The organism is Streptomyces viridochromogenes (assembly GCF_001270495.1).
GTDB classification, from domain to species: Bacteria; Actinomycetota; Actinomycetes; order Streptomycetales; family Streptomycetaceae; genus Streptomyces; species Streptomyces viridochromogenes_A.
In genome coordinates this window covers 1-25,384 of the sequence record NZ_LGUR01000272.1, presented here as the reverse complement: position 1 = coordinate 25,384, position 25,384 = coordinate 1, and the positions used below count along the sequence as shown (strand labels likewise).

General features: G+C 68.8%; 25 protein-coding genes and 1 pseudogene. 12 read left to right on the top strand and 14 right to left on the bottom strand.

Features of this window, described 5'->3' with window-relative positions; all coding sequences use genetic code 11:
- Positions 1 to 225 precede the first annotated feature (225 nt).
- From ADK36_RS45140 to ADK36_RS45130, 3 genes are all read left to right on the top strand, one after another.
- A complete protein-coding gene (locus tag ADK36_RS45140) occupies positions 226 to 942 on the top strand; it encodes a FadR/GntR family transcriptional regulator (RefSeq protein WP_048583194.1) in 717 nt (238 codons plus the stop codon).
- Positions 943 to 1,268: 326 nt separating this feature from the next.
- A complete protein-coding gene (locus ADK36_RS45135) occupies positions 1,269 to 3,293 on the top strand; it encodes a glycosyltransferase family 2 protein (protein ID WP_048583195.1) in 2,025 nt (674 codons plus the stop codon).
- Positions 3,290 to 5,227, top strand: a complete 1,938-nt coding sequence (locus ADK36_RS45130; protein ID WP_048583196.1) for a kelch motif-containing protein — start codon at positions 3,290 to 3,292, stop codon at positions 5,225 to 5,227. The genes ADK36_RS45135 and ADK36_RS45130 overlap by 4 nt, the downstream gene beginning before the upstream one ends.
- A 90-nt stretch (positions 5,228 to 5,317) precedes the next feature.
- Here the strand turns inward: ADK36_RS45130 and ADK36_RS45125 are convergent, their stop codons facing one another.
- Positions 5,318 to 6,346 carry a glycoside hydrolase family 6 protein gene (locus ADK36_RS45125; protein ID WP_048583197.1) on the bottom strand — a complete coding sequence of 343 codons (1,029 nt, stop codon included), beginning with the start codon at positions 6,344 to 6,346 and terminating at the stop codon, positions 5,318 to 5,320.
- Between the two features lie 139 nt (positions 6,347 to 6,485).
- On the opposite strand from ADK36_RS45125, the gene ADK36_RS45120 reads away from it, so the two are divergent.
- Entirely contained in the window at positions 6,486 to 7,265 is a 780-nt protein-coding gene (locus tag ADK36_RS45120) for a GAF and ANTAR domain-containing protein (RefSeq protein WP_048583198.1), read from the top strand.
- A 226-nt stretch (positions 7,266 to 7,491) separates the two neighbouring features.
- On the opposite strand, the gene ADK36_RS45115 is transcribed toward ADK36_RS45120, so the two are convergent.
- The 7 genes and pseudogenes from ADK36_RS45115 to ADK36_RS45090 all read right to left on the bottom strand — a co-directional run bounded on the left by ADK36_RS45115 (position 7,492) and on the right by ADK36_RS45090 (position 12,613).
- Positions 7,492 to 8,157 carry a class F sortase gene (locus ADK36_RS45115; RefSeq protein WP_048583199.1) on the bottom strand — a complete coding sequence of 222 codons (666 nt, stop codon included), beginning with the start codon at positions 8,155 to 8,157 and terminating at the stop codon, positions 7,492 to 7,494.
- 2 nt (positions 8,158 to 8,159) lie between these two features.
- Positions 8,160 to 8,708: a membrane protein gene (locus ADK36_RS45110; protein WP_048583200.1), complete on the bottom strand. Its 549-nt coding sequence runs from the start codon at positions 8,706 to 8,708 to the stop codon at positions 8,160 to 8,162.
- Between the two features lie 103 nt (positions 8,709 to 8,811).
- Positions 8,812 to 9,591 (bottom strand): HAD-IIA family hydrolase, encoded by a 780-nt coding sequence (locus ADK36_RS45105; protein ID WP_048583201.1) that lies wholly within the window; start codon positions 9,589 to 9,591, stop codon positions 8,812 to 8,814.
- A 158-nt stretch (positions 9,592 to 9,749) separates the two neighbouring features.
- Entirely contained in the window at positions 9,750 to 9,893 is a 144-nt protein-coding gene (locus ADK36_RS47575; protein ID WP_234330114.1) for a hypothetical protein, read from the bottom strand.
- 71 nt (positions 9,894 to 9,964) lie between these two features.
- Positions 9,965 to 10,292: pseudogene (locus ADK36_RS45100) on the bottom strand (GntR family transcriptional regulator); the annotation flags it as partial.
- Positions 10,293 to 10,362: 70 nt separating this feature from the next.
- A complete protein-coding gene (locus ADK36_RS45095) occupies positions 10,363 to 11,229 on the bottom strand; it encodes a hypothetical protein (RefSeq protein WP_048583291.1) in 867 nt (288 codons plus the stop codon).
- 133 nt (positions 11,230 to 11,362) lie between these two features.
- Positions 11,363 to 12,613, bottom strand: a complete 1,251-nt coding sequence (locus ADK36_RS45090; RefSeq protein WP_078916385.1) for an ROK family transcriptional regulator — start codon at positions 12,611 to 12,613, stop codon at positions 11,363 to 11,365.
- A 108-nt stretch (positions 12,614 to 12,721) separates the two neighbouring features.
- On the opposite strand from ADK36_RS45090, the gene ADK36_RS45085 reads away from it, so the two are divergent.
- Together ADK36_RS45085 and ADK36_RS45080 are read left to right on the top strand one after the other, a co-directional pair.
- The gene (locus tag ADK36_RS45085) at positions 12,722 to 13,795 is read left to right on the top strand and encodes a Gfo/Idh/MocA family protein (protein ID WP_048583203.1); all 1,074 of its coding nucleotides are present in this window, start codon (positions 12,722 to 12,724) and stop codon (positions 13,793 to 13,795) included.
- Positions 13,792 to 14,328, top strand: coding sequence for a heme-degrading domain-containing protein (locus ADK36_RS45080; protein WP_053201693.1), 537 nt, complete (start codon positions 13,792 to 13,794; stop codon positions 14,326 to 14,328). Before ADK36_RS45085 ends, ADK36_RS45080 begins: the two co-directional genes overlap by 4 nt.
- Before the next feature lie 106 nt (positions 14,329 to 14,434).
- Here the strand turns inward: ADK36_RS45080 and ADK36_RS45075 are convergent, their stop codons facing one another.
- The 4 genes from ADK36_RS45075 to ADK36_RS45060 all read right to left on the bottom strand — a co-directional run bounded on the left by ADK36_RS45075 (position 14,435) and on the right by ADK36_RS45060 (position 17,545).
- Positions 14,435 to 15,292, bottom strand: a complete 858-nt coding sequence (locus ADK36_RS45075; protein ID WP_048583292.1) for a fumarylacetoacetate hydrolase family protein — start codon at positions 15,290 to 15,292, stop codon at positions 14,435 to 14,437.
- Positions 15,293 to 15,439: 147 nt separating this feature from the next.
- Positions 15,440 to 16,168 (bottom strand): YidC/Oxa1 family membrane protein insertase, encoded by a 729-nt coding sequence (locus ADK36_RS45070; protein ID WP_053201692.1) that lies wholly within the window; start codon positions 16,166 to 16,168, stop codon positions 15,440 to 15,442.
- 138 nt (positions 16,169 to 16,306) lie between these two features.
- Entirely contained in the window at positions 16,307 to 16,618 is a 312-nt protein-coding gene (locus ADK36_RS45065; RefSeq protein WP_048583206.1) for a DUF6412 domain-containing protein, read from the bottom strand.
- Between the two features lie 129 nt (positions 16,619 to 16,747).
- On the bottom strand, positions 16,748 to 17,545 hold the full coding sequence (locus ADK36_RS45060; RefSeq protein WP_053201689.1) for a class E sortase: 798 nt from the start codon (positions 17,543 to 17,545) through the stop codon (positions 16,748 to 16,750).
- A 308-nt stretch (positions 17,546 to 17,853) separates the two neighbouring features.
- Here ADK36_RS45060 and ADK36_RS45055 point away from each other — a divergent pair, with 308 nt between their 5' ends.
- The 5 genes from ADK36_RS45055 (at position 17,854) to ADK36_RS45040 (ending at position 22,407) form a co-directional block, all read left to right on the top strand.
- On the top strand, positions 17,854 to 19,326 hold the full coding sequence (locus ADK36_RS45055) for a glycoside hydrolase (RefSeq protein ID WP_053201687.1): 1,473 nt from the start codon (positions 17,854 to 17,856) through the stop codon (positions 19,324 to 19,326).
- A 68-nt stretch (positions 19,327 to 19,394) separates the two neighbouring features.
- Positions 19,395 to 19,805 (top strand): hypothetical protein, encoded by a 411-nt coding sequence (locus ADK36_RS45050; RefSeq protein ID WP_048583209.1) that lies wholly within the window; start codon positions 19,395 to 19,397, stop codon positions 19,803 to 19,805.
- Positions 19,806 to 19,898: 93 nt separating this feature from the next.
- Positions 19,899 to 20,909, top strand: coding sequence for an SEC-C domain-containing protein (locus ADK36_RS45045; RefSeq protein WP_053201684.1), 1,011 nt, complete (start codon positions 19,899 to 19,901; stop codon positions 20,907 to 20,909).
- A gap of 41 nt (positions 20,910 to 20,950) precedes the next feature.
- Entirely contained in the window at positions 20,951 to 21,907 is a 957-nt protein-coding gene (locus ADK36_RS47570; RefSeq protein ID WP_159391268.1) for a NaeI family type II restriction endonuclease, read from the top strand.
- Positions 21,908 to 21,918: 11 nt separating this feature from the next.
- Complete coding sequence (locus ADK36_RS45040; protein WP_078916374.1) at positions 21,919 to 22,407, top strand: very short patch repair endonuclease; 489 nt, start codon at positions 21,919 to 21,921, stop codon at positions 22,405 to 22,407.
- Here the strand turns inward: ADK36_RS45040 and ADK36_RS45035 are convergent.
- Positions 22,404 to 23,567, bottom strand: a complete 1,164-nt coding sequence (locus ADK36_RS45035; protein ID WP_048583212.1) for a DNA cytosine methyltransferase — start codon at positions 23,565 to 23,567, stop codon at positions 22,404 to 22,406. The genes ADK36_RS45040 and ADK36_RS45035 overlap by 4 nt on opposite strands.
- Positions 23,568 to 23,746: 179 nt before the next feature.
- Here ADK36_RS45035 and ADK36_RS45030 point away from each other — a divergent pair, with 179 nt between their 5' ends.
- Positions 23,747 to 24,481, top strand: coding sequence for an HNH endonuclease (locus ADK36_RS45030; RefSeq protein ID WP_048583213.1), 735 nt, complete (start codon positions 23,747 to 23,749; stop codon positions 24,479 to 24,481).
- Positions 24,482 to 24,492: 11 nt separating this feature from the next.
- Here the strand turns inward: ADK36_RS45030 and ADK36_RS45025 are convergent, their stop codons facing one another.
- Positions 24,493 to 25,125 carry an ATP-binding protein gene (locus ADK36_RS45025; protein WP_048583214.1) on the bottom strand — a complete coding sequence of 211 codons (633 nt, stop codon included), beginning with the start codon at positions 25,123 to 25,125 and terminating at the stop codon, positions 24,493 to 24,495.
- Positions 25,126 to 25,384 lie beyond the last annotated feature (259 nt).

Sequence of the window (25,384 nt, the reverse complement as noted above, 5' to 3'; positions counted from 1 at the left end):
GGTTCGAGTCCCTGGCGGCGCACGACACGAAGGCCCCTCGCAACCGCGGGGGGCCTTCGCTTTTGACGCAGGCCCTCCCCGGCGCCTCCCGCGTTCTGCGGGAACGGCTGGGGGTCCGGGGGTTCGAGTCCCCGGCGACGCACCACACGGAAGGCCCCCCTTCAGGCCGGAGGCCCTCGTGCAAGCGAGGGGTCTTCTTCCTGTTTGGCCGGATACCCTCTGGCCATGGCAGCGCGTGACCTTCAGGAGCGGATCAAGAAGCTCATCATCGACCGCCGGCTGGCCTCCGGGGCCCCGCTGCCGACGGAGCCCGAGCTGATGGAGCATCTGGGGGCGAGTCGGAACTCCGTGCGCGAGGCGCTCAAGGGGTTGCAGGCGATGGGCATCGTGGAGATCCGGCACGGGTTCGGGACGTATGTCGGGACGATGTCGCTGGCGCCGATGATCGAGGGACTCGCCTTCCGGACCGTCGCCGGGCACTACCGGGGCGAGGACACCCTGCTCCAGCTGGTGCAGCTGCGGGAGGCCGTGGAGACGGGGCTGGTGTCGCGGCTCGCGGGGCGGGTGCCGGAGGGCGATCTCGTTGAACTGGACGCGCTGGTCGACCGTATGGAAGAGCAGGCGGCACGCGGCGGCGACGGGATCGCCGACACCGACCGGGCGTTTCACGCCACTCTCTACCGGGGGCTGGACAACGCGCTGCTGGGCGAGGTGATGGAGGCCTTCTGGGAGGCCTTCCACCGCGTCCACACCGATCTCGGGGGCGCGCCCCAGGATCCGCTGGTCACCTGCCGGCAGCACCGGGAGATCGTGGACGCGGTGCGGTCGGGCGATGCGATACGGGCGGAGGAGGCCATAAGGGACCACTTCGGCAACATCCGCGCCCGCGTATCCACGACGGGTACACAACACCCCCACAGGTGCCACAATGAGCGCGTATGACCGGTAAACACCTCGTTTCGCATCTTGCGATCATGTGGAACGACGTAGAACCCTGGTGATTGGTTTTTCAAGATGCTGCGCATACGCGGCAGTTGGGGGGCAAGGAGCCGGTTGCCGGTTTTCGCCGGGGCATAGGGGGCCCCGTTCATGACCGCATGCCGAGGGGGGCATGATGCAACCGGAAGGTCGCTGTTCCATGTCTATGGTGGAGAAGATGTGGTGACTGCGGCCCACTACTGATACGCCTGTGAAAGGTCGAGGGGGACCGGAGCAGTCGTAAAGGAACCGACAGACACGCGGGTGACCCGCGTGTGGGGGGATGACTCATGACGTCGACGCCGACGGGCGCCCGGCAGAACTTCGACCCGTCTCAAACGACCCAGTTGAGGGTGCCGTCACAGACCAGGACCGGAGCTTTCCGCCGGATCAAGAAGACGCTGCCGAAGTACGACTACGAGCACTACAGCCGGCTGGCCGGCCCCCTCACGCAGCCCGACCCGAACAAGCCGTACCGGGTCGAGTACCGCTCGCTGATCTCGCAGGAGCCGCACCGGATCAGGGTCGCCCTGATGCTGGCGGCGGCCCCGGTGCTCTCGCTGGTCCTGCTGTTCTGGCTGCTCCAGCCCGAGCACTGGACCGAACGGGACTATCCCGCCTTCGACTTCCTGCCGACGCTCGACATGGTCATGCTCGTCTCGATCGGTCTGATCGAGTTCTTCCGCTGCATGAACGTGCTGTCCAACGCGCACGCCACACTGGTCGCCCGCGACCCGATCCCGGTGGTGCCGGAGACCGGCACGAGAGTCGCCTTCCTGACCTCCTTCGTGCCCGGCAAGGAGCCGCTGGAGATGGTGACGAAGACCCTGGAGGCGGCCGTCAAGCTGCGCCACCGGGGTCTGATGCACGTCTGGCTGCTGGACGAGGGCGACGACCCGGAGGTCAAGGAGGTGTGCGCGCGGCTCGGCGTGCACCACTTCTCCCGCAAGGGCATCGCCAAGTGGAACCAGGCCAAGGGCCCGCACCGCGCCAAGACCAAGCACGGCAACTACAACGCCTGGCTCGACGCACACGGCGACGACTACGACTTCTTCGCCTCGGTCGACACCGACCACGTGCCGCTGCCCAACTACCTGGAGCGGATGCTCGGCTTCTTCCGCGACCCGAACGTCGGCTTCGTCATCGGCCCGCAGGTGTACGGCAACTACGACAATTTCGTCACCAAGGCCGCCGAGTCGCAGCAGTTCCTCTTCCACGCTCTCATCCAGCGCGCCGGCAACCGCTACGGCGGGCCGATGTTCGTGGGTACGTCGAACGCCGTACGCATCAAGGCGCTCAAGCAGATCGGCGGCCTGTACGACTCGATCACCGAGGACATGGCCACCGGCTTCGAGATCCACCGCCACAAGAACCCGGCCACGGGGAAGAAGTGGCAGTCGGTCTACACGCCGGACGTGCTCGCCGTCGGTGAGGGGCCCAGTGCCTGGACCGACTTCTTCACCCAGCAGATGCGCTGGTCGCGAGGGACGTACGAGACGATCCTCAAGCAGTACTGGAAGGGCTGGTACTCGCTGCCGCCGAGCAAGCTCTTCAACTACACGATGATGATCATCTTCTACCCGATGTCGGCCCTGAACTGGATCCTGGCGGCGCTGAGCTGTGCGTTGTTCCTGGGCCTGGGCGCCTCGGGTGTGAACATCGACCCGACCATCTGGCTGATGCTCTACGGCAACGCCTCCGCCCTCCAGATCGGCCTGTACGTCTGGAACCGCCGCCACAACGTCTCGCCGCACGAGCCGGAGGGCTCCGGCGGTGTGGCCGGCATGGTGATGTCCGCGCTGTCGGCGCCGCTGTACGCGAAGGCGCTGATCGACTCGGTGCTGCGCAAGAAGAGCAAGTTCGTGGTCACCCCCAAGGGCGACTCGGCCAGCCCCGACCGGTGGTTCGGGACGTTCCGGTACCACTGGTACTTCATCGCGATCTTCGGGGCGTCGATCACCGCCGGATTCGTGTACGGCCACTCGCACCCCGCGATGATCATCTGGGCGACGTTCGCCATGCTGATCACCGCGACGCCGATCTTCGCCTGGCGCTACATGCTGCGGCAGGAGAGGAAGAAGCCCGTCGCGACCGTGCCGGCCCAGCCCGCCCCGGCCCAGCCCGCGTCGTACCAGCCGGAGCCGCAGGCGCAACCGCTGCCCGCGCAGCACGCGTCCCACGCTCCGCACTCGGCGCATGGGACGCACGCCCCGCACGCGCCGCAGCACAAGCCGACTTGGGCCGCGTCGGGCAGTAGTGGTAACGATCAGACGATGCAGATCGCCCTTGGTGGACTTGGGGGACGTAAGGAATGAACGACCGTGCAGGCCGCCGCCGCGCCCGTCGACTCGCGATAGGTACGGCGGTGGTACTCGCGCTGGCCGGAATGAACGGGCCGTGGCTCTATCGCGTCGGCACCGAGAAATACCACCAGTACCAAATCAACAGACCCGAGTACAAAGCCGAGAACGGCAAATGGGAGATCGTCGATTTCCCGGAGGAGTACCGCCAGAACACCATCCACGCGGCGCTTCTGCACACCGGCAAGGTGCTGCTGATCGCGGGCTCGGGCAACAATCAGGACAACTTCGACGCGAAGAAGTACGACACCCGGATCTGGGACCCGGTCAAGGGCACGATCAAGAAGGTGCCGACGCCGAACGACCTGTTCTGCACGGGCCACACCCAGCTGTCCAACGGCAACCTGCTGATCGCGGGCGGTACGAAGCGGTACGAGAAGCTCAAGGGTGACGTCACCAAGGCCGGTGGCCTGATGATCGTCCACAACGAGAACCCGGACCGGCCGATCACGCTGCCCGCGGGCACCAAGTTCACCGGCAAGGAGAACGGCCAGACCTTCGTCTCCAAGGACCCGGTGCTGGTGCCGCGCGCGAAGAAGGTCTTCGACAAGGCGACCGGCAGGTTCCTGCGCAACGACCCCGGTCTCGGCCGGATCTATGTCGAGGCGCAGAAGAAGGGCAGACAGTACGAGACCGGCACCCAGGACAACTACCGCATCCAGGGGCTGTCCGGCGCCGACGCGCGCAACACGTACGGCATCGCGCAGAAGCTCGCCCTGGACAAGAAGGACTTCCAGGGCATCCGGGATGCCTATGAGTTCGACCCGGTCGCCGAGAAGTACATCAAGGTCGACCCGATGCACGAGGCCCGCTGGTACCCGACGCTCACCACCCTGAGCGACGGGAAGATCCTCAGCGTCTCCGGCCTCGACGACATCGGCCAGCTGGTGCCGGGCAAGAACGAGGTGTACGACCCGAAGACGAAGAAGTGGACGTACCTCCAGAAGGTGCGCCAGTTCCCGACGTACCCGGCGCTGTTCCCGCTGGAGAACGGCAAGATCTTCTACTCGGGTTCGAACGCGGGCTACGGCCCCGACAACGTCGGCCGCGACCCGGGCATCTGGGACGTGGACACCAACAAGTTCAGCAAGCTGCCCGGCCTGAGCGACCCCAAGCTGATGGAGACCTCGGGCACGGTGCTGCTGCCGCCCGCGCAGGACGAGAAGTACATGGTGATCGGCGGCGGTGGCGTCGGCGAGTCCAAGGAGTCCAGCGAGAAGACGCGGCTCATCGATCTCAAGGACGACGACCCGAAGTTCGTGGACGGGCCGTCGCTGGAGAAGGGCACGAGGTATCCGCAGGCGTCGGTGCTGCCGGACGACACCGTGCTGGTGTCGGGCGGTTCCGAGGACTACCGGGGCCGCGGCGACTCCAACATCCTCCAGGCGCACCTGTACAACGCGGACACGGGCGCCCTCGACCCGGTCGCCGACCCGCTGGTGGGCCGCAACTACCACTCCGGGTCGATCCTGCTGCCCGACGGCCGAGTGATGTTCTTCGGCTCGGACTCGCTGTACGCCGATAAGGCCAACACCAAGCCGGGCAAGTTCGAGCAGCGGATCGAGATCTACACGCCGCCGTATCTGTACCGGGACGCGCAGCCGTCGCTGTCGGGCGGGCCGCAGACCATCAAGCGGGGCGGGACGGGCACGTTCACCTCGCGGCACGCCTCGTCGATCGAGAACGTACGGCTGATGCGGCCGAGCGCGTCGACGCATGTCACGGACGTGGATCAGCGGTCGGTGGCGCTGGAGTTCAAGAAGTCCGGCGACAAGGTGACAGTGACCGTGCCGACCAACCGGAACCTGGTTCCGTCGGGCTGGTACATGCTGTTCGTGACGGATGACCAGGGGACGCCGTCGAAGGCGCAGTGGGTTCGGGTGCCGTAGCGCTGCCGCGGGTTTCGTCTACGGCTGCGGGTGCTTCGTGGCTGGTCGCGCAGTTCCCCGCGCCCCTTTGGGGCACGGGGAGCACCGGCGTTACTTACTGGCCTCCGCGAGCTTCAGGGCGTACTCCGCCCACCATTCGCCCGCCTTCGGGCCGCCCTTGCACTCGCCGTCCGACTCGCCGGGGCGCTTGACCCAGACGTATGCGTCGACGAGCGGGTCCGACGTCTTGGTCGTCGGGGTTTCGCCCAGCGCGCGGCCCGGTGGGTTGCACCAGCGCTCGTCCGGGTTGCCCTCGGTGTAGGGGCCGTTGCCGTTGCGGCTGGTGTCGATGACGAACGGCTTGTCGCCCACCTTGGTGGAGAGCTGCTTGCCGTACGCGATCGAGTCCTTGGTCGTGTAGAAGTTGGAGACGTTGACGGCGAAGCCGTCGGCCTGGTCGATGCCCGCCCACTTCAGGGGCTCGAAGATCTGGTCGGGATGACCCCAGCCGGCGTTGCCCGCGTCCAGGTAGACCTTGGTGTTCTTCAGGGACTTGAGCTTGGTGATGGCACCCTTGAGGAGGTCGTAGCGCTCCTCGTGGAACTCGCCCGGGGTGCAGCCGTCGACGAGGTGCAGCACCGCGTCCGGCTCCAGGATCACCGTCGTGGACCGGTCCTCGATTCCCTTGGCCACGCCGTCGATCCAGGCCCGGTAGGCGTCGCCGTCGGCGGCACCGCCCTGGGAGTACTGGCCGCAGTCGCGGTGCGGGATGTTGTAGAGGACCAGCAGGGCGGTACGGCCGGCCTTGTCGGCGGCCTCGGTGTAGCCGCGGGCCTCCTGCTCCGGGTTCTCCGGGCCGATCCACTCGCCCGTCGGCTGTTCCGCTATCTTGCGGATCTCCTCGGCGTCCTCCTTCTTGTCGGCCTTCTCGTAGTCGGCCACCTGCTGCGCCGCGTTCCCGTCCGGGTTCACCCAGAACGGGTCGGTCTCCTTGGGCTGTTGGCTGATCCCGGCGCCGGCGTTGTCCTCCGGCTCCTCGCCGTCCCCGGAGGAACAGCCCGCGATCAGTAGTGCCGCCCCCAGCACCATCGCGGACGTCCGCGCGCGAGCCCCCCTCCAGGCCCCCCTCTTCAGGTACATCCAGCTCCCCCTCGGGTGCACTGTTCCAAGGCTCAATCCTGACATACGTGTCGTGGGGCACACGAGTTCGCCGAGCCTTGTCGGAGAGCTGTTACAGCCACTAAGACACAGAGGAACAGGGGAAGGGGAGTGTGCGGTCATGCACCCATCCACCCGGCAGATCCGGCTGGCGCAGGCGTTGGTGGAGTCGGCGGACACCCTCACAGACGGGTTCGAGGCCGGGCACTACTTATCGGGCGTCGCCGACCACTGCGTGCGGTTGCTGCCGGCGCAGGCCGCCGGGTTCATGCTGATCGGCGAGGACCGGACGGTGTCGCTGACGGCGAGCAGCGCGGATCAGGAGACGGCGAGGGACCTGCTGGAGGCCCAGCGCGACGGCGGGCCCTGTCTGGACTGCTACAGCTCCGGCCGTCCGGTGCCGCCGATGTCGATACGGGCGGCCCGGGCGGCCTCCCGCTGGCCCGAGTTCACCGAGCGGGCGCTGGTCCACGACATCGCCGTCACGTTCGCGGTCCCGCTGCGCCGCCATCGGCAGCCGCTCGGCGCGCTCAACGTCTTCGTCCGCGCCCTGCCCGACGGCCCCGCCACCGACGACGGCACGCGGCTGCGGCTCGCCCAGCTCATCGCCGACTGCGCGGCCCTCGGACTCCAGAACCACACGACGTACGTCCAATGCCGCGCCCTCGCCGGTCAGTTGCAGCAGGCCCTGTCCAGCCGGGTGCGCGTCGAGCAGGCCAAGGGCATGCTGGCCGAGCGCTGGAACACGGCCGCCGACGACGCCTTCATGGCGATGCGGCAGTACGCGCGCCGCCGTCGGCTGCCGCTGGACCGGGTCGCGGGCGAGGTCATCGACCGGGTCGCGGACGACGCCGAGCTGCGCCGGGAGACGGGGCGCGGGGACGACGAGGGCCGCGCGTAGTACCACCTCGAACTTCCTCTGGGCCCCGGCCGCCATCCGCTCTAAAGTCGGTTCCGGACGACCCCAGCCCCCGGTCGGACCATCCCCACCGTGGTCATCACAAGCCTCCCGCGCCGGTCGCCGGGTTACTCCCGCAGCCCGTGCGCGCGCGGTCGAGGACCGGCCCGGTCGGCGGCTTCGGGGGGAGCGGGCCGTCGACCGGGCCAGGTGCGCCCCGGTCCCGTCCTCACAGCCCTGTGCCGGTGAGATACGCCGACACGATCACGTTCGCCGTATAGCTGCGCGTCGCCCGGTCGAAGGCGCCGCCGCAGGTGATCAGGCGCAGTTCGGAACGGCCCGAGCGGTGGGCGCCGTAGGCCTGGCGGGCGTCGAAGCGGTCGCGGGCGACGACCTGGACGTCGTCGACGGTGAACTCGGCGAGCTTGCCGTCGTCGCGCAGGATCCGCACCGTGGCGCCCGGTTTGAGGGCGCTGATCTTGTAGAAGACGGCCGGGCGGGTCTCGGTGTCGACGTGGCCCACGAGGAGTGCGGCACCGGCGGCTCCCGGCTTCACCCCGGCGGCGTACCAGCCGACGAGGTTGGCCTGGGCGTAGGGCGGGGGTTCGATCGCGCCGTGGGTGTCGAGGCCCCGGGCGATCACCGGTGCCTGGATCCCCAGGCCCGGGATGTCGAGGCGCTGGGGCAGCGCGTCCCCCAACGGCTGTGCGGCGGGCGGCAGGTCCACCCGGGGTGGCCGTCCGACGGCCGCGACGTCGCCCGACACCGGCGCGGATATGCCCTGCCGTACGTCGGTGATCTCCCGTCCCCACAGCCACAGCCCGAGCAGCAGTACGGCCCAGGCCACGCCCATCAGCAGGCGACCGCCGTAGGCGGGGCGTTCGTGGTCGGACATGGTCAGTGCGGCCCGCGCTGCTCACGGCTGCGGCGGGCGCTGCGGAGCGCCACGGCGGTCGCGGCGACGCCCGCGAGGACCAGCCCCGTCACGGTGTGCGCCGTGCCGGGACCGGCCGCGCGGGCGTCCACGACGGCGAGATGGGCGGTGCCGCCGGCGCCGGCGTCGACCGGGGCGACGGGGGACGCGTGGGCCGCCGGCTGGTTCCCCCGCCGTACGACGTTGACGGCGCCCGCGCGGGACGCGTCCCCGCAGGCGACCTTCACGTCGTACGTGCCCGCCGTGAGCGTGGAGCGGATGCGGCTCTGGCCGACGAGGGTGCCGTCGGCGCCGACGGTGAGGCGTGCGTCGGCGACGAACGCCGTGGAGACGGCCAGGGCGGTCTTCTCCCGGCATCCGCTCACCAGCAGCGCGATGTCGCCGCCCGGGTGGGGTGCGGACGGGCTGACCGAGACACCCCCGTCCGCCCTGTCCGCCGCGTATGCCGCCGGGGTGACGGCGACCGTGCCCAGGGCGGCGATGGCACAGAGGGTGACGTGCAGTGATCCCATCGTGAACCTCCAGATATCTGGAGACTCCCCCCGGAGGACCGGCCCCGCATCCTCAGCGGGGCCGGACTGCTCCGTACGGGTTGTGTCACACGGCCCAAGGGTTTCAGATCCGGTCGACCAGATCCGCGATCGAGTCCACGATCTTGGACGGGCGGTACGGGAAGTTCTCCACCTGCTCGGGCCGGGTCAGCCCGGTGAGCACCAGGAACGTCTGCATCCCGGCCTCCATGCCGGCCAGCACGTCGGTGTCCATGCGGTCGCCGATCATGGCGCTGCTCTCGGAGTGGGCGCCGATGGCGTTCAGGCCGGTCCGCATCATCAGCGGGTTCGGCTTGCCCGCGAAGTACGGCTGCTTGCCGGTCGCCTTGGTGATCAGGGCGGCGACGGCTCCGGTGGCGGGCAGCGGGCCTTCGGCCGACGGACCCGTCTCGTCGGGGTTGGTGCAGATGAAGCGGGCGCCGTTGTTGATGAGCCGGACCGCCTTGGTCATGGCCTCGAAGGAGTAGGTGCGGGTCTCGCCGAGCACGACGTAGTCCGGCTCGTGGTCGGTGAGGATGTAGCCGATGTCGTGCAGCGCGGTGGTCATGCCCGCCTCGCCGATGACATACGCCGAGCCGCCGGGACGCTGGTCGTCGAGGAACTTGGCGGTGGCCAGCGCCGAGGTCCAGATGTTCTCGATCGGCACCTCCAGGCCCATGCGGTTCAGCCGGGCGTGCAGGTCGCGCGGGGTGTACATCGAGTTGTTGGTGAGGACGAGGAAGGGCTTGCCGGACTCACGCAGCTTCTTGATGAAGGCGTCGGCGCCGGGGATCGGAACGCCCTCGTGGATGAGCACACCGTCCATGTCGGTGAGCCAAGACTCGATGGGCTTGCGGTCTGCCATGTTGCTGTGCTCCTGGCCTGCGTACGGGATGAGCGGGGGCGCCGGAACCACGGCGTACCGACGCCCCCAGCGTAATCAGGAGTGGCTGATCCTGACCCCGTCGATCACCCGGTACCAGATGTTGGACCGGTGTACGGGGTCGAAGCGGATGCCGCCGTTCATGTGAGTACTCCGGGCAACTCCAGTACTCCGGGCAACTCCGCGACGGAGCCGAGGACCTGGCTCGCCCCGGCGGCCCGCAGCGTGTCCGCCTCGTGCGCGCCGGTCAGGGCGCCGGCGACGACCCCCGCGCCCGCGCGCACCCCGCTGAGCATGTCGTACGAGGTGTCGCCGACGACGGCGGCCTGGTCCTGCCAGCCGAGGGCGGCCAAGCCGGGAGTGCGCCCTGCCGCCGTACGCCCTCGGTGTAGCCGGCGAGGGAGAGGGGTTGTTCGAGCTTGGGTCCGGCGACGACCGTGCCGCGGCCACGCCTGCGCAGCTTCCCTTCCGGCACCAGCTCGGATCGCCTGCCGGACGGTCTCGCGGGCGACCTCGTACTCCTCGGAGAGGTCGCGCTCGGTGGGGAGCGGGTCGCCCTCGCCGAGTTCGCCGACGAGGCGGTCGAGCCGGGCCTTCACCGCGCAGTACTTCGGGATACGGCCGTGCTCCGGGATGCCCTGGCGCACGAGGGCGCCGGGCGCCTGGTCGTTCGGGTAGTCCACGCGGGGGTCGTCGCAGACGGGGGAGCCGACGGGGAAAGCAGGCGGGGGAAGGCGGACGGGGAAAGCGGGCTCAGCGGCGCCTCCGGGCGAGCAGCAGCGCGGCGCCCGCGAGTACGAAGGCCGTGGTGGCGGCGAGGGTGGCGCCGGGGGCCGAGGTGAGGCCGGTGCGGGCGAGTTCGTCGGCGAGGGAGAGCTCGTTCCCGGCGGAGCCGGTGCGGGGGCTCGTCGAGGGGTTCGGGGCAGCGGAGGCGGCCGGGTCGGTCGCGTCCCGGCCGGCCGGCGCGGAGGGGTCGGACGGGCCGGTCGCATCGGCGGCATCGGCCGGGTCGGCGTCGATGGTGAAGCGGTAGTCGTTGGACTGGCCGACCCAGTCGCCGTCGCCGTCGTGGCGCTGTACGACGGCCGCGTTGACGGTGACCTCGTTCGGCACGGCGTCCGAAGTGACCGCGAGCCGGACCTTCACGGTGAGGGTCTTGCGGGGGCCGACGGTGAAGCCGGAGAAGCCGTCGAAGGCGCCTACGAGTTCGTCCTCGTCGGTGGTCTCGAAGCGGACGGGATGGGGGCGGGCCTCGTCCGGGCCGCCGGCACCGTCCGGGCCGTCTGGGCCGTCCGGGCTGCCCGTCGGGGTCCCGTAGAACTCCAGGCGGGGCTGGGACGGCTTGAGGGCGCGTTTGCCGTCGACGAGGACGACGACGGGGTGGATGCCGGTGCAGGTCCGGCCGGTGGTGTTGGTGAGGTCCAGGTACCAGGTGCCGAATCCGCCGCCGGCCGTATAGGAGTCGGGGCCGCCGTGGAGGCGGGTGGTGAGCGGGAAGGCCCCGTCGTCGGTGACGCAGCTGGGAAGCGCTACGGGAGGTTCCGCGCGCACCGGGGGCGCCGCGGCGAGGAGGGCGGCTGCTGCGAGGCAGAGGGAAGCGGGTGAGTGCAGTAGTCGCATGAACACATGACCATGCCGGGTGCGGGCGGGCATGGGGCGGTGCCATTCCGTACGGCTCCGCAAGTCCGCTCGATCAGCGCACGCGCACCTCCGTCAGCACACGCCCCCTCCCCCCCTCACCGCCCACGCACCGTCACCCGTCGGCTCGCCCGAACAGTGGCGCCAGCAGCAGCTGGGCCGCTCCCTCGGCGACGCCGTGCTCCCCGCGCCCAGCGCGCTCCCCACCTGCGCCACCTACGCCGCCCTCACCGTCCCCGCCGCCTTCCCGGCCCTCCCCGCCGGAGGCGACCCGCACCGGCACCGCGTCCCCGCCCGCGCGCCGGGCGCGTTCGTGGAGGACGGCGGCGACTCCGCGTACGAAGGTCTCCGGGGCCGCGGCGACCGTGCGGCCGCCCAGCAGGACGAGGTCGACGTCGAGCAGCGCGACGAGGTTGCCGACGGCCGTGCCCAGCACGCGGGCCGCCTCCGCCACGTCGCCGCGCGCCACGGCGGCCAGGCACAGCGCCTCTACGCAACCGCGGTTGCCGCACTCACAGGGCGGACCGTCCAGCTGGACGACCTGGTGCCCGAACTCCCCGGCGCCCGTACGGGCCCCCCGGTGCACCGCTCCCCCGAGCACGAGCCCTCCGCCGACCCCCGCGCCGAAGTGCAGATACGCGAAGGACGTGACGGACGCGGTCTCTCCCCCCACCGCGAGCCCGAGGGCGGCGGCGTTGGTGTCCTTGTCGACGACGACCGGCAGTGAGAGGCGCCGCGCGAGCACGTCCCGCAGTGGGAAGCCGTTCAACTCCGGGAACCCCGTCACCCGGTGGAGCACACCGCGCCGGTGGTCCAGAGGGCCGGGCAGCGCGACGCCGACGCCGAGCACGGCGCCCGGCCGGCCGGCCCCGGCCGCCAGCTCCCCCGCCTCGCCTACGACCCGCTCGACGACCGTCTCGGCACCGGCCCCCAGGTCCAGCGGGGTCCTGTGCCGCGCGACCACGCCGCCCGTCAGATCACAGAGCACGGCCGTCAGCTCGTCCCGGTCCAGATGCACGCCCACCGCGTGCCCGGCCTCCGGCACCAGCCGCAGCACCGTACGCGGCTTGCCCCCCGTGGAGGCCCGGCGCCCGGCCTCCGCCGCGAGTCCGTTCTCCCGTAGCCGGGCGGTGATCTTGCTGATCGCCTGCGGGGTGAGGCCGGTGCGTTCGGCGAGTTCGAGCCTGCTGATGCCCTCGGGACCGGCCGTGCGCAGCAGGTCGAGCACGAGCGCGGTGTTGTGACTGCGCAGGGCGCCCAGCTGCATCGGATTGCGGCTCCGCGGCGCGGCGCCGCCGCCCCCGCCGCCAACACCACTCCGGCCACCGTCCCCGCCGCCGACGCCACGCCCGTCCCCGCCGCCCATCACGGCGCCCGCCGCCCCGCCGCCTTCGGCACCGTCCGTCGTCCTGTTCACGCCACCCATTGTCCCCGGCGCTTGCACTTTGGCAACAGCGTTGCGAAAGTGGGCCTCATGAGTGCTACTCCCCTCCGCGTCGGCCTGGTCGGCTACGGCCTCGCCGGTTCCGTCTTCCACGCCCCGCTGATCGCCACCACCGATGGATTCGCCCTGGACACGGTGGTCACGTCGAACCCCGAGCGGCAGAAGCAGGCCACCGCCGAGCACCCGGACGTACGTGTCGTCGCCACCCCCGACGAGCTGCTCGCCCGCGCGGCCGACCTCGACCTGGTCGTCATCGCGTCCCCCAACAAGACGCACGTCCCGCTCGCGACCGCAGCCCTCAAGGCGGGCCTCCCGGTCGTCGTCGACAAGCCGATCGCCGGCGCGGCGGCCGAGGCACGCGAACTGGCGGCACTCGCCGAGGAGAGCGGCCTGCTCCTGTCCGTCTTCCAGAACCGCCGCTGGGACAACGACTTCCTGACCCTCCGCCGTCTCCTGGCCGAGGGCGAACTGGGCGACGTATGGCGCTTCGAGTCCCGCTTCGAACGCTGGCGTCCGCAGACCAAGGGCGGCTGGCGGGAGTCCGGCGACCCGGCAGAGATCGGAGGTCTGTTGTACGACCTCGGCAGCCATGTCGTCGACCAGGCACTGGTGCTCTTCGGCCCGGTCACCCAGGTCTACGCCGAGGCGGCCATCCGCCGCCCCGGCGCGGAGACGGACGACGACACGTTCATCGCGCTCACGCACGCGAACGGCGTCCGCTCCCACCTGTACGCCTCCGCCACCACCGCCCAACTCGGCCCGCGGTTCCGGGTGCTGGGCTCGAAGGCGGGCTATGTGAAGTACGGCCTGGACCCGCAGGAGGCGGCACTGCGGGAGGGGCGGCGGCCCGGCGCGGGTACGGAGTGGGGCACGGAACCCGAGTCGATGTGGGGCCGAGTGGGCTCCGGCGAATCCCCCCTGACGGGCGGCGGCCGCGTCGAACCCACCCTTCCCGGCGACTACCCCGCCTACTATGCGGCCGTGGCCAAGGCACTGCGGGACGGCGGCCCCAACCCGGTGCCCGCCCTGGAGGCGGCCGCCGCCCTCGACGTACTGGAGGCGGCGCGTCGTTCGGCACAAGACGGAGTGGCGGTGACCCTGTGACGACGCACAAGACGAGCAGGACAGGCAAGACGCACAACCCGGAGATCACCCCGAAGTTCCACCCGGAACTCACCCCGCCCCTGGAGGAGCTGGAGGCCCAGGAACGCCGGCTGGTCTTCCGTCAGTTCACCTACGACGACGCCTGGGCCCTGGGCTCCCTGCTGGTCGAACTGGCCCGCGAACGCCAGGCCCCGGTCGCCATCGACATCCACCGGGCCGGCCAGCAGCTCTTCCATGCCGCGCTGCCCGGCTCCACGCCCGACAACGACGCCTGGATCGCCCGCAAGCGCCGGGTCGTGGAGCGCTACGGCACCTCTTCCTACGTCGTCGGCGCCCGCTTCCGCGCCAAGGGCACGACCTTCGAGGACTCCTCCCGCCTGGACCCCGACACCTACGCGGCCCACGGCGGCTCCTTCCCGATCAACGTCGAGGGCGTCGGCGTGATCGGGTCGGTGACGGTGAGCGGTTTGCCGCAGCTGGAGGACCACCGGATGGTGGTGGAGGCGCTGGAGACCTTCTTGAACAAGCAGTAAGGGCAACGCCCTTGTCCTCAGGGGCGCGGGGAACTGCGCGAGCAACCACGGACAACCCGCCGCAGACGAACAGCCCGCAGTTCCCCGGCTCCCCCCAGCGGAGCGCCTACGCGTCCTTGAATTCCTGACGCTGGCTGCCGAGCCCCTCGATCTCCAGCTCAACAACATCCCCGGCCCGCAGATACGGCTTGGGCTCGGGCCGCCCCATGGCAACCCCCGCCGGCGTACCCGTGTTGATGACGTCCCCGGGGTACAGCGTCATGAACTGGCTGACGTACCGCACGACCTCCGCCACCGGGAAGATCTGCTCAGCCGTCGTCCCGTCCTGCTTCAGCTCCCCGTTGACCCACAGCTTCAGCGCGAGGTTCTGCGGGTCCGCCACCTCGTCCGAGGTCACCAGCCACGGCCCCAGCGGGTTGAACGTCTCGCAGTTCTTGCCCTTGTCCCAGGTCCCGCCGCGCTCGATCTGGAACTCCCGCTCGGACACGTCATGCGCGACCGCGTACCCGGCGACATGCGCGAGCGCCTCCTCGGCGGACTCCACATACCGGGCCGTACGCCCGATGACGACCGCGAGCTCGACCTCCCAGTCGGTCTTCGTCGACTTGCGGGGGACCAGCACGGTGTCGTTCGGGCCCACGACCGTGTCCGCGGCCTTGAAGAAGATGACCGGCTCGGCGGGCGGCTCGGCGCCGGTCTCGCGGGCGTGGTCGTGGTAGTTCAGCCCGATGCACACGATCTTGCCGATGCGCCCGAGCGGCGGCCCGATCCGCAGCCCGGTCGCGTCGAGCTCGGGCAGCTCACCGGCGTCCGCGGCGGCGCGGATCCGACCGAGCGCCGCGTCGTCGGCGAGCAGCGCTCCGTCGATGTCCGGCACGACACCGGAGAGGTCCCGCAGAACACCCTCGGCGTCCAGCAGCGCAGGCGTCTCCGCTCCCGCCGTACCGACTCGCAGCAGCTTCATGATCACAATCTCCCTCGATCGCGGGCGTCCGCCGACGGGTGCAGCCATCGGAGGACTGGTCGATCGTCCAAGGTCCACGGCCAGTCCGCAATACCTGGTTCACGTACTGGACCGTAGGACCGGGGGGGGGACCGAGAGCCGGCTGGGTCAGCGATACAGGACGGCCCGCTCCACCGCGCTCCACGTCGTGCTGGTCACCACGTACAGCGCGGCGGCCAGCGGCACCACCGCCACGGTGAAGAGGGTGAAGAAGGACATGAATGGCATGACCTTGGTGACGGCCCCGAGCCCGGCCAGTTGCTGTCCCTCGGCCGCAGGTGCCACGGGGACCGGGCTGTTGGCCGCCATCATCCGCTTCGTCCGCCGGTAATTGAACGTGGCGACGGCCGCGACGATGGCGAACAGCCCCACGTAGACGACCCCCGCCGCCCCGAACACCCCTCCCCCGGCACCGGTCAGCGCGTCGGCCCACCGGTCCCCCAGCGGCGCGGCGAACAGCTCGTGCGAGAGCAGCTCGTTCGCCTTGCCGCCGATCGTCGTGTTCGAGAACAGGTGGTAGAGGAGGAAGAACGCCGGCAGCTGGAACAGGCCCGGCAGGCATCCGGCCAGCGGCGACACCTTTTCCTCGGCGTGCAGCTCCAGGACGGCCCGCTGGAGCCGCTCGGGGTTCTTCGCGTGCTTCTTGCGCAGCTCGGCGATCTTCGGCTGCAACTCCGTCCGCGCCTTCTGTCCGCGCGCGGAGGCCCGGGACAGCGGATGCACGAGCAGTCGTACGAAGGCGGTGAACAGGACGATCGCGGCGGCGGCCGCGGACGCGCCGAACAGCGGCTGGAGCAGATCGGCGAGCTGTTGAACAAGATCAGCGAAAACGGACATGGGTGAGCCCTCCGGGGGTCTCGTCGTGCCGGAACGGGACATGCCGGGAATCCGGAGAACGAGGAATCCGGAAAACGGCATGGCGGCATGACGACCCGCGCGGGGTCACGCTTCTCAGCTGTTCAGTGCGTGCGTGCCCTACGCGGCGGTCGCCGGGAGGGCGTGCCCGGGCGCCCTGGGCCGTGGCCGGCCGGAGGCGTCGGGGTCGCGTTGCGGCAGGAAGGCCGTACGGCGGGCCCGGTCGCGGATGGCCGTACGCACCCGGGTAGGCGCCACGGCGGGCGCCGCGCGCGAGGCGAGGAGCGAGCAGACGGCGAACGCGGAACCGGCGGCGGCGGTCGCCGCGAGCGCGACGGTCGCGGAGAGGCTGCCGGTGTCGAGCAGCGCGATCTCAAGGAAGAGGAGCACCAGTACGGCGGCGGGGCGCGGATTGACCCGACTGCGGATCATGGGCTGCCCCTCCCCTCTGTACCGGGTTCCGCCGGGTTCTGTCGCGGCGTTCGTCCTGATGTTCGTTATACAGGATCGAGGTACACGATCGACGAGGAAGGGTGCGTGCCCTGCCTTCCCCAGGGCGCCCTAACGCGGGCGCATGGAAACGAGCTTGGCCCAGACCACCAGCCGGTACTCCGACGTGTACTCCGGGGTGCAGGTGGTGAGGGTGAGGTAGTAGCCGGGGTCGGTGTAGCCGTGGCCCGGCCTGACGGTGGAACGCGGGACGGGCCGGAGGACGCTGCCGTCGTGGGCGGTGGTCTGCGGCAGGGTCTTGTCGACGGCGTACGTGTACGTCGCGCTCCGCGTCTCGACCTGAACCGTGTCCTCGGGCGCGAGCCGGTTGATGTACCGGAAGGGCTCACCGTGGGTGTTGCGGTGCCCGGCGAGGGCGAAGTTGCCTGCCTGGCCCGGCTGCTGGGTGCCGGGGTAGTGGCCGACGTAGCCCTTGTTGAGGACGCGGCTCTTGCTGACGCCCTCGGCGACGGGGACGCGGAGATGGAGGCGGGGGATGGTGAGGATGGCGTAGGCCCGGGACCAGTCGGGTTCCGGTGCGGGGGCGGCGGACCGGCGTGGGTTGCCGGCGGACTGGCCGGGCGGGCCGTTGTACGCGGGCGTGGACGTGGGTGAAGGAGTCGGCGCCGCTACGGCCGTACGGGAGTCGCCGTCCCCGTCACCCTCGCCGTCCCAGGCCCGCTCCAGTGCGCGGACCTCCCGCTCGGCGCCCGCCCTGGCCTCCCGGTTGGTCCACCACACCTGGTGGACGACCAGCAGCAGAAGCACCACCCCGACGGTGACGAGTACCTCCCCGCCACCCCACAGCGCGCGCCGCCGCAGAGCACGCCGCCGAAGCCCGCTGTGCCGCACGACGCGAACCCGCACCATCCGTGAGCCTCCTTCGCCGGGGCCGAGGGGAGCCGACGGGGCCGCCCGCACGATAAGGGGCGAGGCGCGAGTCTCCAGAGCCGTACGCACACCAGTCCCGACGTGCCTACGCACCCCCGGGCGCGTCCGGCCCCCCGAACACTTCTCTCCCCTTCTTCCACAGGTTTGAGAAAGGGCTGTCGGAACCCTCGACAACCTCATACGTCACACCCGATGCTTCCTGTCGGCATCAACGGATGACCGGATGAGCGGGACAGTCCACGACGCCGGTTCGGCGACGACCGGCCGTTGAGCGAAGCGGAGAAGTCATGATCCGACGCAGAACTCTGCTGGCGGCAACAGGCGGCGCCCTCGTCGGCGGCGCCCTGGCGACAGGCACCGCACACGCGGACGCGACCATCGCCGTCAACCCCGGCACGTCGTACGGCACCTGGGAGGGCTGGGGCACGTCCCTGGCCTGGTGGGCCAACGTGTTCGGCAACCGGAACGACTTCGCCGACCTCTTCTTCACCACCAAGTCGGTGACCTACAACGGCACGACCCTCCCCGGCCTGGGCCTCAACATCGCCCGCTACAACCTCGGCGCGTGCAGCTGGAACACCGTGAGCGGCGAGTCGATGGTCAAATCGGCGAACATCCCCGCCTTCAAGCAGATCGAGGGCTTCTGGCAGGACTGGAACAACGAGGACCCCACCTCCTCGGCGTGGGACTGGACCGCGGACGCGAACCAGCGAGCGATGCTCCAGAAGGCGACGACGCGCGGCGCGACCACGGAACTCTTCGCCAACTCCCCCATGTGGTGGATGTGTTCCAACCACAACCCGTCCGGCGCGGCGGGCGGCGGCAACAACCTCCAGACCTGGAACTACCGCCAGCACGCGTCCCACCTGGCGGCGACGGCCCTGTACGCCAGGAACAACTGGGGTGTGAACTTCGCGACGGTCGACCCCTTCAACGAGCCGGCGTCCAACTGGTGGACCGCCACCGGAACCCAGGAGGGCTGCCACATGGATCCGGCGGTCCAGGCGGCCGTACTCCCCTACATGCGCAGCGAGTTGGACAAGCGGGGCCTGACGGGAATCAGGATCGCCGCCTCCGACGAAACGAACTACGACACCGCCCGCTCGACGTGGTCGTCCTTCGGTTCCTCCACCAAGGCCCTGGTCAGCCAGGTCAACGTGCACGGCTACCAGGGCTCGGGCGGCCGTAGGGACCTCCTCTACACGGACGTGGTGACGACGTCCGGCAAGAAGCTCTGGAACTCGGAGACGGGCGACAGCGACGGCACGGGCCTCGCCCTGGCCACCAACCTCTGCTACGACTTCCGCTGGCTGCACCCGACCGCCTGGTGCTACTGGCAGGTCATGGACCCGTCGACGGGCTGGGCGATGATCGCGTACGACGCGAACACGCTCCAGCCGACGACGATCCAGACCAAGTACTACGTGATGGCCCAGTTCAGCCGGCACATCCGCCCGGGTATGAGGATCCTCGACACGGGCGTGAGCTACGCGGCAGCGGCCTACGACGCGTCGGCGCGCCGCTTGGTGATCGTCGCGGTGAACACGTCGACGTCGGCCCAGACCCTGACCTTCGACCTGTCCCGCTTCACGACGGTCTCCGGCGGCTCGGGCGGCCTGGTCCCCCGCTGGAACACGGTGACGACGGGCGGGGACCGGTACAGGTCGTACTCGAACACGTTCCTGAGCGGGAAGTCGGTGGCGGTGCCGTTCGCGGCGAAGGCGGTGCAGACGTTGCAGATCGACGGGGTGGTGATCTGACGCGGCCGGCGTGACGGACGTGACGGACGTGCCGCAACCGGAGGCGTTCCGGGAACGTCGTGTGTCACGTGACGAGGACAGCCGCAGAAGCCGCAGGTGAGAGCGAAAGCGAAAGCAGGGACGAGCGCGGGCGCCACCCCGGCCTGCTGGCGCCCGCGCTGGCGAACCTGGCCATCGGGGTGCCCGCGATCATCCCGCTCTACCTGACGTACTGGCTGCTGACGGACTACCTCCCCTCCCCCTGCGACGCGTTCGCGCCCGACCCCGAACTGTCGAACTGCGACTACCACACGCTCGATCACGCCCCGGTGATGATGTTCCTGCTGACGGTGACAGGAGCCATCCTGCTGCTCGCCCTGCTGACGGTGGACATCCTGGGCCCCCGCCGCCGAGCCGATGCCCGCCCGGGGAGATGGCTGGCGATGGCGACGCTGATCCCGGCCCCGTTCCTGGTGCTGCTGTGCCTGGCGAAGACATGACCAAGGTCGGCCCCGCCTCGACCAGGCAATATCTGCACCCTCTTCCCCCCTCTGTCCTCTCGTCCGTCACCCATGGGCAGTACGGTGTCCCCCATGCGCCCCGACACGCCTGCCGAAAACGTCGACCACACCGCCGAAGCGGCACGCCTGGAACGAACCGCCGGCCTCTACCCCGAGGACGCCGAGGCCCTCCTCCTCCAGGCCGCGGCCCACCTGGAACTGTCCGGCGACCGCCCCGCCGCGACCGCGCTCTACGACCGCCTGCTGGCATCGTCGACCCCCCTGGAAGGCCCCCATCTGGTACGGGCCCTGAAGGCCTCCAACCTCTGGGAGTACGGCCACGAGGCGGAGGCCAGGGCCATCATCGACGGCGTCCGAGCGGCCGCCCCTCGGGACCCGGCCCCGTGGGTGATCGTCGCGGAGGCCCTGGAGTCCCACGACGAGCTGGAGCAGGCGCAGGAGACCTTCACGGAGGGCGCCCGCCTCCTCCTGACGGACGTGGCGGAGCCCCCGTACTCGACGCATCCGATGCTGTTCGGCCGCCACAGGGTCCGCCGCATGCTCGGCCTGGCCCATGACGAGTGGGACATCCTCGCGGACACCCTCCACTCGATGCCGATCTCCCTGGACGAACTCCACGACCCCAAGCGCGTCTGGTCCCTTGGCTCGGACAACCCAGCGGAACTGGAGGCGGAAATCTCCCGCCTCCGAGCAGAACTGGGCGCATATCGGGAGGCCCTGTCCCGCCCCTTCCCGGTGGCGGTCCTGCACTGGACGGCGGCCGAACTGTCGGAGCTGGTCGCCGCCTATCCGTCGCTGGCCCTGGAGTACCCCTCCCATGAGGAGCACCTGGAGACGATAGAGGCGTCCCTGCGGGAACTGGCCGCCTCCGGCACCCCGAACCTGGGGATCGTGACGGGGACGGTGCCTTCGTATGAGGCCTTCGCGGCTTCGGAGGGGGCTTCGCCGGAGGATGCGACGCTGCTGCCGCAGTATGCAACTACGTTGGCTGCGCGGGGGCGGGCTGTGGGGTGGCCGCCGCAGCGGGGGGCTTCCTGCTGGTGTGGGTCGGGGCGGGATTACATCACGTGTCACGGAGCATGACCGGTTACTGAGGCCGCCTCCGTCCTCACTAAGGAAGAGTTTTGAACGACTCCTTGTTTTCCCGTGACATCGTTGCGGCGCAAAATACCTCCGCACCAAGCACCCTCGTAGGCCCTGATTCAAACCTACTCGAGGTCTATAGCTGGCTTAAGATGCAACCCAACCTTGATTCTCGATTCGGTGAAGTGCTCCGCCAGTCGATCGATGAAGTGCTAGACGGGCAAAGGACTGGAAGATTCAACATCCAGAATCTCGAAAAGACAGAGAAGACCTACCTTGGCACAAAGGTAGAAATCATCGCCCGAACGGAATTTAACCTCAGCCGCGGGGAGAAGATGGACTTCTCCGTCTGCGGTCACGACGTCGACTCCAAGTTCACCAGCGGGACAAACTGGACCATCCCCAGTGAGGCCGACGGACACATCTGCCTGCTGATCAAGGCAGATGACCACAAGTCGAGATACCAGGTTGGACTTCTCCGGATCGCTAACGAGTATTTGAATATCGGGAAAAATAGAGATGGGAAACGCTCACTGTCAGCCGCGGGAAGAGCAGCTATAAAGTGGGTAGTCCCCGACGGCGAGCTGCCGGAGAATACCTTGCTGAGTCTTCCAGAAGCCGACGTGAAAGCCATCTTCGCAGAAGGAACGAGCGGCCAGCACCGCACAAACGAGCTATTCAGCCGCGTACAGGAAAAACTAGTGAACCGGAATACGGTCCTTACCGTAGCTCGACAGGATGACAGTCTCAAGCGCGTGCGCGACGCCCGTAACGCCCTGCGCAAGGATGGCATCTTGATTCTTGGCCACCAGAACCAGCATCCTCATATTGCTCGCGACCTGGGACTGCCTGTGCCAGGCAAAGGATCATGGGTGGCCGTTCGCGTCACGGAGGCAGACGACTCTTGGTCAGGTAGGAAGTCAACCAACATCGTCGGCCGGGACTACACAATATGGAGGGAAGGGGACCGTCCCTCCTCAGCACCCGACAGCTACTAGTCGAAGCGACCATGAACGAGCAGGAGAAGGACGCCACTTCGCCCTGGACACCGCCCGCAGGATCGTGGGCCTCGTCAGCGGGGCGACGACGGAACATGCAAGCGATCCGCAGCCGGGACACCACACCAGAACTCGTGATCCGACGGCTTGTTCACGCCCAGGGACTGCGGTACCGCGTAGCAGCTCGACCGCTCTCTACCCTTCGCCGGACGGCAGACATGGTCTTCCGTCCGGCGAAGGTGGCCGTCTTCATCGACGGGTGCTACTGGCATGGTTGCCCCGAGCACTACGTACCACCGAGGACCAACCCCAGCTACTGGTCAGACAAGGTTGCCCGGAACATGGCCCGCGACCGGGACACCGACCAGCGCCTGGAAGAAGCCGGCTGGACGGTGCTCCGGTTCTGGGAACATGAGCCCTCCGAGGACTGCGCCGCGCGCATTGCGGCCGAGGTCGAGATGCGCCGCAGTACAGTCCGGAAGGCAAAGCCGGACAGCTAATCAGCCCTCCGATCGCGCTCCCGCGCCGCCCTCAGCACGTCGATGATCGATTCGCCGATGGCCTGCGCGACAGGCGGCGGAAACGCGTTGCCGACCTGCCGGTACTGGGCCGTCTTACCTCCGCTGAAGTCCCACCCTGTCGGAAACCCCTGAATGATGGCGGCCTGCCGCACCGTGAGCATCGGACCGCCGGAACCGAATAGGTCCCTGTCCTCGGTGCCGGTCGGCTTGCCGTCCACGGGCGCATTGGCCACGCCCATGCCCGACACCCCCAAGTCCCGCCATGCCTTCTTAGCCCGGCTGGGACCGAGGTCGGCGCCTCCGTGCTTCTTGGAGCCGCCCACGAGCGTGGGAGCCACGTCTTTGTCGGCCGCCTGCTTCCAGTCATCGAAGACCTGTCGCGCCTGGGCGGCCCGAGGGCCCTTCTCAAACGGGCGGATACGCTCAAGCATCGTCTCTTCAAGGGCCTTGAAGACCGAGACCCTCTCGGCGCTGGGCGCGGGGGCTTCGTACTTCAGATCCCTGAGGATGTCCTTCCGGAAGGCGACAAGGATGGAGCGGGGCCGGAGCTGCGGAACACCGAACTTCTCCGCCTCATACACCTTCCAGCCCACAACCTCATAGCCAGGGAAGCCGTCGTCAGTTGGTTCCATCTCCTCAAGGCTGGCCTGAATTCGTGACCTGTAGTCGTCGAACTTGGCATCCATGAGGCCACGGACGTTCTCGATCATCACGGCACGGGGACGGATCAGCTCGGCTAGCTCCAGGATGCGCGGGAAGAGATCACGTTCATCATCCTCACCGAGCTGCTTGCCAGCGTGGGAGAACGGAGGGCACGGTACACCGCCAGCCAAAAGGTCAACCTCACCCCGACGATAGAAGGCAGCGCTCTTCTTCAGGTCCTGCTCAGGCTCAAACCCCACGACGTCTTTGCAGAGAACGTCACAATTGTCGCGCTCCCAGTCCCACTTCGGGTGCACCTCGATGTTCTCGCGCAGTGTCGCTGCCGCATACTTGTCGATCTCGACGAGGGCAAGGTGTCTGAAACCCGCCCCGTGCAGCCCGATCGCCTGCCCGCCGGCACCGGCACAGATCTCGATCGATGTGAATTCGTCCTCCGACAGCGCGATGGCACCCTCGGGTTCGTTCATGCGGGTCATGCCCCCTCCTTGCAGCCGAACAGCGGCAGACACATCTTGCAATCCACCATCACTGAGGGTGACAGACCCCACTGGCAACGCGATCTCACCTGACAACGAGACCTCACTAAGTGTGCAGCACGCCCGCTGGTTCGCTTAACGCACCCTCCGCCACGGCGAACACTCATACGATATTGCCCATGCGGATACCTGCCTGGACTGAGGACGAACTCGTACTTGCCGGAGCGCTCGTCGTGAGGAACGGCTGGCGAGAGCTGCGCACTGGCGACCGGTACGTCCAGGAGCTGTCGGAGCTGCTTCGCTCGCTCCCGATCCACAGCCCAGAAGCACTCGACCTTCCCAACTTCCGGTCGCCGGACAGCGTCAGCCGCAAGACCACGGACTTCATGACGAACCACAAGCGGTACTCCGGCAAGGCCACGAGATGCGGCAAGCCCACTCTGCTCATGATCGAGGCGTTCAGTACTCGCGAGGCCGAGATGCTCCAGGCCGCCCAGTCCATTGAGGAGGGCATCGCCTCGGGCGAACTTCACATCATCCCGAGGCAGCCCGACGAGGTCGATGAGACGGGCGTCACTGCCATCGAGGGCCGACTTCTCGTCCGCTGGGCGCTGGGCCGCGAGCGCGATCCGAAGCTCCGCCTGCAGAAGATCGAGCAGACGCGGCGCCGGGGCCGTCCGCTCCGCTGCGAGGTCTGCGACTTCGATTTCGCCCGCACCTACGGCGACCTCGGCGAGGGCTACATCGAAGTGCATCACCTCACTCCCCTTCACGTCTCCGGGACCCGGGAGACAAAGCTCGACGACCTCGCATGCTTGTGCGCCAACTGCCACCGCATGTGCCACAGGAACCGTCCCGGAGAATCCTGGCGCACGCCCACCGACCTTCGGGAATGGATGCGGAAGTCCGCGTAAGCGCCTGCCCATTAAGCCGCTTCCGTTTCGGCTTCGAAGTGCATCTGCGCCTGGTCAAGAATGTCGTCCGGGTCATGGCCACGGGCAGCAGTCCAGTGGAGCAGGTCAGCAATCAGCTCGACTGCTGACTCTGCGAGGGCACTCTTGCGCCCTGGTCCCCACAGATCCGGATCGCGACCGGCGCCCTGGTAGCCCTCAAGCGCTTCCGCCGCCCGCTCAAGACGCCGACAAGCACGTCCTTCGCTGGTCGAGATCTCGCACCAGACGGCCTTGCCCGCCGCAGTCAGCACCGTGCCCCAGTCCGCGGCCAGGGCCGTGAGCAGATGCAAGCCACGGCCACATTCCTCGTTGTCGCCCGCCGCGTCGAGGGACGGCACAGTCTGACTCCTGTCGTGCACTTCAACGCGGAGTCGCTCGCCCCTCCACTCCAGAATCAAGGTTGCTGATGCGCCCTCTCCAACGTGCTTGACGACGTTCGTCGCCAGCTCCGTGACGAGCAGCTCTACTTCGTCGGCAGCGACTGGCATGCCCCACCGGCCCAACTGCGTGACGGTGGCTCTCCGCAGCAGGCGCACCTCTGCTGGCGCCGCCTCGAAGGGCAGGACACAGCGGAGTCGGGATTGGATGACTTCGTAGCCAGGCATGGCCACTCCTCCCTCCCAAGCCACGCACATACTGCGCCTGCCGTATCCGTACGGCTGCATTGCGTAGCGGTCTGTGACCGAGCATGGCATAGAGAACTCTCACTGTGTAACTTCTCATGAGAATCTATCGGGTGAATCTCATGGCGGGTCATCTTCCACACTGCCTAAGGGTTGTCCCGTAACTGCTGGTCACGGGTGAGATGATCTTGGTGTGGCTGGTGTGATCACGGCGTCGGAGCCGTCCTGGATAGCCCCGTTC

Excerpts from the sequence above, each read along its gene's own strand:
- ADK36_RS45030 (WP_048583213.1), top strand. The coding sequence starts at position 23,747 with ATGCGGATACCTGCCTGGACTGAGGACGAACTCGTACTTGCCGGAGCG.
- ADK36_RS45105 (WP_048583201.1), bottom strand. The coding sequence starts at position 9,591 with ATGGCAGACCGCAAGCCCATCGAGTCTTGGCTCACCGACATGGACGGT.
- ADK36_RS45040 (WP_078916374.1), top strand. The coding sequence starts at position 21,919 with ATGAACGAGCAGGAGAAGGACGCCACTTCGCCCTGGACACCGCCCGCA.
- ADK36_RS45025 (WP_048583214.1), bottom strand. The coding sequence starts at position 25,125 with ATGCCTGGCTACGAAGTCATCCAATCCCGACTCCGCTGTGTCCTGCCC.
- ADK36_RS45090 (WP_078916385.1), bottom strand. The coding sequence starts at position 12,613 with ATGGGCGGCGGGGACGGGCGTGGCGTCGGCGGCGGGGACGGTGGCCGG.
- ADK36_RS45085 (WP_048583203.1), top strand. The coding sequence starts at position 12,722 with ATGAGTGCTACTCCCCTCCGCGTCGGCCTGGTCGGCTACGGCCTCGCC.
- ADK36_RS45125 (WP_048583197.1), bottom strand. The coding sequence starts at position 6,346 with ATGTACCTGAAGAGGGGGGCCTGGAGGGGGGCTCGCGCGCGGACGTCC.
- ADK36_RS45130 (WP_048583196.1), top strand. The coding sequence starts at position 3,290 with ATGAACGACCGTGCAGGCCGCCGCCGCGCCCGTCGACTCGCGATAGGT.
- ADK36_RS45060 (WP_053201689.1), bottom strand. The coding sequence starts at position 17,545 with ATGGTGCGGGTTCGCGTCGTGCGGCACAGCGGGCTTCGGCGGCGTGCT.
- ADK36_RS45095 (WP_048583291.1), bottom strand. The coding sequence starts at position 11,229 with ATGCGACTACTGCACTCACCCGCTTCCCTCTGCCTCGCAGCAGCCGCC.
- ADK36_RS45120 (WP_048583198.1), top strand. The coding sequence starts at position 6,486 with ATGCACCCATCCACCCGGCAGATCCGGCTGGCGCAGGCGTTGGTGGAG.
- ADK36_RS45110 (WP_048583200.1), bottom strand. The coding sequence starts at position 8,708 with ATGGGATCACTGCACGTCACCCTCTGTGCCATCGCCGCCCTGGGCACG.
- ADK36_RS45045 (WP_053201684.1), top strand. The coding sequence starts at position 19,899 with ATGCGCCCCGACACGCCTGCCGAAAACGTCGACCACACCGCCGAAGCG.
- ADK36_RS45115 (WP_048583199.1), bottom strand. The coding sequence starts at position 8,157 with ATGTCCGACCACGAACGCCCCGCCTACGGCGGTCGCCTGCTGATGGGC.
- ADK36_RS45070 (WP_053201692.1), bottom strand. The coding sequence starts at position 16,168 with ATGTCCGTTTTCGCTGATCTTGTTCAACAGCTCGCCGATCTGCTCCAG.
- ADK36_RS45140 (WP_048583194.1), top strand. The coding sequence starts at position 226 with ATGGCAGCGCGTGACCTTCAGGAGCGGATCAAGAAGCTCATCATCGAC.
- ADK36_RS45135 (WP_048583195.1), top strand. The coding sequence starts at position 1,269 with ATGACGTCGACGCCGACGGGCGCCCGGCAGAACTTCGACCCGTCTCAA.
- ADK36_RS45075 (WP_048583292.1), bottom strand. The coding sequence starts at position 15,292 with ATGAAGCTGCTGCGAGTCGGTACGGCGGGAGCGGAGACGCCTGCGCTG.
- ADK36_RS45055 (WP_053201687.1), top strand. The coding sequence starts at position 17,854 with ATGATCCGACGCAGAACTCTGCTGGCGGCAACAGGCGGCGCCCTCGTC.
- ADK36_RS45065 (WP_048583206.1), bottom strand. The coding sequence starts at position 16,618 with ATGATCCGCAGTCGGGTCAATCCGCGCCCCGCCGCCGTACTGGTGCTC.
- ADK36_RS45035 (WP_048583212.1), bottom strand. The coding sequence starts at position 23,567 with ATGACCCGCATGAACGAACCCGAGGGTGCCATCGCGCTGTCGGAGGAC.